General features: G+C 37.0%; 4 protein-coding genes. 3 read left to right on the forward strand and 1 reads right to left on the reverse strand.

Annotated elements, in window-relative coordinates:
* Positions 1 to 79: 79 nt before the first annotated feature.
* Entirely contained in the window at positions 80 to 298 is a 219-nt protein-coding gene (locus tag VSA01S_RS19575; protein WP_050567453.1) for a hypothetical protein, read from the forward strand.
* On the opposite strand, the gene VSA01S_RS19580 is transcribed toward VSA01S_RS19575, so the two are convergent.
* Entirely contained in the window at positions 293 to 544 is a 252-nt protein-coding gene (locus VSA01S_RS19580; protein WP_021710427.1) for an Ogr/Delta-like zinc finger protein, read from the reverse strand. The genes VSA01S_RS19575 and VSA01S_RS19580 overlap by 6 nt on opposite strands.
* A gap of 326 nt (positions 545 to 870) precedes the next feature.
* Here VSA01S_RS19580 and VSA01S_RS19585 point away from each other — a divergent pair, with 326 nt between their 5' ends.
* The gene (locus tag VSA01S_RS19585; protein WP_039983145.1) at positions 871 to 1,269 is read left to right on the forward strand and encodes a hypothetical protein; all 399 of its coding nucleotides are present in this window, start codon (positions 871 to 873) and stop codon (positions 1,267 to 1,269) included.
* Between the two features lie 201 nt (positions 1,270 to 1,470).
* Positions 1,471 to 1,692: a hypothetical protein gene (locus VSA01S_RS19590; RefSeq protein ID WP_039983144.1), complete on the forward strand. Its 222-nt coding sequence runs from the start codon at positions 1,471 to 1,473 to the stop codon at positions 1,690 to 1,692.
* The last annotated feature ends 428 nt before the right edge of the window (positions 1,693 to 2,120 follow it).

Consider the following 2,120-nt stretch of genomic DNA (forward strand, 5'->3'; position numbering starts at 1 on the left):
CCTAAAAAGATATAATCCTCACTAGAAAACTGTATGTATATCCAGTATATTGCCTATGTCATCATAAGGAGGGCTTGTCATGTCTAATAAAAACCAACTTTTTCAACAAGCATTAGAGTTAATCGTAGATGCGGTCGCGTTAAGTACCGAACTTGAGAGCAGGGCAAAGGTCGGTGTGTATTTGATGGGGTTGGTGATTGCAGACAATCAAGGCGAGCTTGATAGCAATAGGATAGAGGCCATGAAGATGATCATTCAGATGGCGGATGAAACAGAAAGCCCAAGGTTTAATTTATAGTATTGAGAGCTGGTTTTTCAGCTCTTTTTTTTGCTCTGGGCCAAGTGCTTTAACCAGGTTAAAGGCCATTTGTGTGGTGGTCTTTGCGGAAGGGCTAAGCGTATGGCTGAAAGAAAGATTCATCACGAACGTGTGGCCGCATTCAGGGTCGCTACAGCTGCAATATAAATCGCTGTAGCTTGTTGAAATACGGTTTGATTTTTGTATGCAGGCTTTCGCACCACATTCGGGGCAAATTACTCTCATAAGACACCATAAAACTATCGAAATGATGAACTCATGTTACTAAATAATCATGTGTATTTATACATACCTATAGCTTTTGAGATGCCTTTTTGTCTTTCTAAATTGCCGTGTTTACATGGATTGGCCATAACGATAGTTCCACATAGAAAAACTACATATTCAAATACAGAACTTATGTTTAACTTTGATTATTTGCACAAAATAATATGTAATCTATGTAATATTCACTAAATGTATGTATTCTCTGAGAATAAAAGGCAATCTAATACTTGCGGTTGGTGAAAAAACCGAGAGTTGTTCAAGACTTTTAAGAAGAGTGAGTAAGTATGAATTTGATTTTTAATTTTGGCTTTATCGCATTAGCTGCTGCTGGATTGCATCGGTATATTGTTAGTACTCAAACCGGGAAAGAGTACCTAGATTTTTTTTCGCTTCAGTCAAATGATTTAATTGCGTATGCTCTAGCTATAGCGTGGGCGGCTTTAGCCTTTTGGAACATTCTAATTCGCTGGCAGTGCCCCAAGTGTCGCTCTAAAAGCTATAGTCTTCGTGCTGTTGAAGAGCTAGATCGTTGGGTCGGAACTAAAAATGTTGATGAAAAGCTGTCTGATGGTTCCTACGCCAAACGGGCTGTTACGACTACTTTTGTGAAGATCAAAAAAAATTATTACTGTAATGGGTGTGACTATGCTTGGTCTGCGGTAGTTAAAAAAGAAAAAAGCTAATAAAAGTTTCAAAGTGATAGACAACGCATGGCTCTTTTCTATACGTTGCTTATCACTTAAGCAGATCTTATGTCTGTAGGAGAAATCAGAGGAATTTGTAGAGTTAAGCTTTTTCTGTTTCGTGGTGTTGATTTATACTATTGAATTCTATCACATTTAATCCATTATGATAATCTGATTCATAATGTTAAAAGGTCAAATATGCCAAACTTCATCGTAATATCATCCAAAAAAGCAACAAGCTTTGATTTAGAAGCTAAAACAGTACTAGAAAGTCATAAATTTTCTGAAGTTCATAATGGTACGTACATGGGCACGTCTGCTGCTTCATCGGTTTCGACAAAGCTCAAAAACCTAGAGTCTTACAAGAAAAACAAAAGTGTTGCAGGTATAAAAATTTATTCAGGCTCGCTAACTGGCTAATTTCATGACACTAAATAAACATATTCAGCATGTTCAAAAGTAACAATCAACAATAAATTTAAGAGTGATTCACAACGCTTGACGACTTCATTTCAAGCTAGTTTAGTGTATATGGCATATTTTTCGGTGCCTGTTGTTTCATCGTATTAAAAGAGAGTTGGGAGATTATATGGGGGCAGACCTTCATATTTGAAAAAGAAAAAGAGAATGCACTACACAAAGCTGAATTCGATGTTATTAGTTAAAATCTAATTTATTCACAAAAACCACCGTCTTCGGTGGTTTTCTTATACCTGTCACCAAGCCACCGAAAGTACGAGCGCCCGACGGAAAATGCACTCCTCCTCCCCACCTGAAGCGTTTTAGATCTCATTTTTTCGCAATTCTATTTCAGAAAAATTCTGTATTTTGTGAAGTAATGAATCATG

Source organism: Vibrio sagamiensis NBRC 104589, assembly GCF_007990935.1.
Lineage (GTDB): Bacteria > Pseudomonadota > Gammaproteobacteria > Enterobacterales > Vibrionaceae > Vibrio > Vibrio sagamiensis.

Bases quoted from the DNA above. Each gene is read 5' to 3' on its own strand.
- VSA01S_RS19580 (WP_021710427.1), bottom strand. From the start codon at position 544: ATGAGAGTAATTTGCCCCGAATGTGGTGCGAAAGCCTGCATACAAAAA.
- VSA01S_RS19585 (WP_039983145.1), top strand. From the start codon at position 871: ATGAATTTGATTTTTAATTTTGGCTTTATCGCATTAGCTGCTGCTGGA.
- VSA01S_RS19575 (WP_050567453.1), top strand. From the start codon at position 80: ATGTCTAATAAAAACCAACTTTTTCAACAAGCATTAGAGTTAATCGTA.
- VSA01S_RS19590 (WP_039983144.1), top strand. From the start codon at position 1,471: ATGCCAAACTTCATCGTAATATCATCCAAAAAAGCAACAAGCTTTGAT.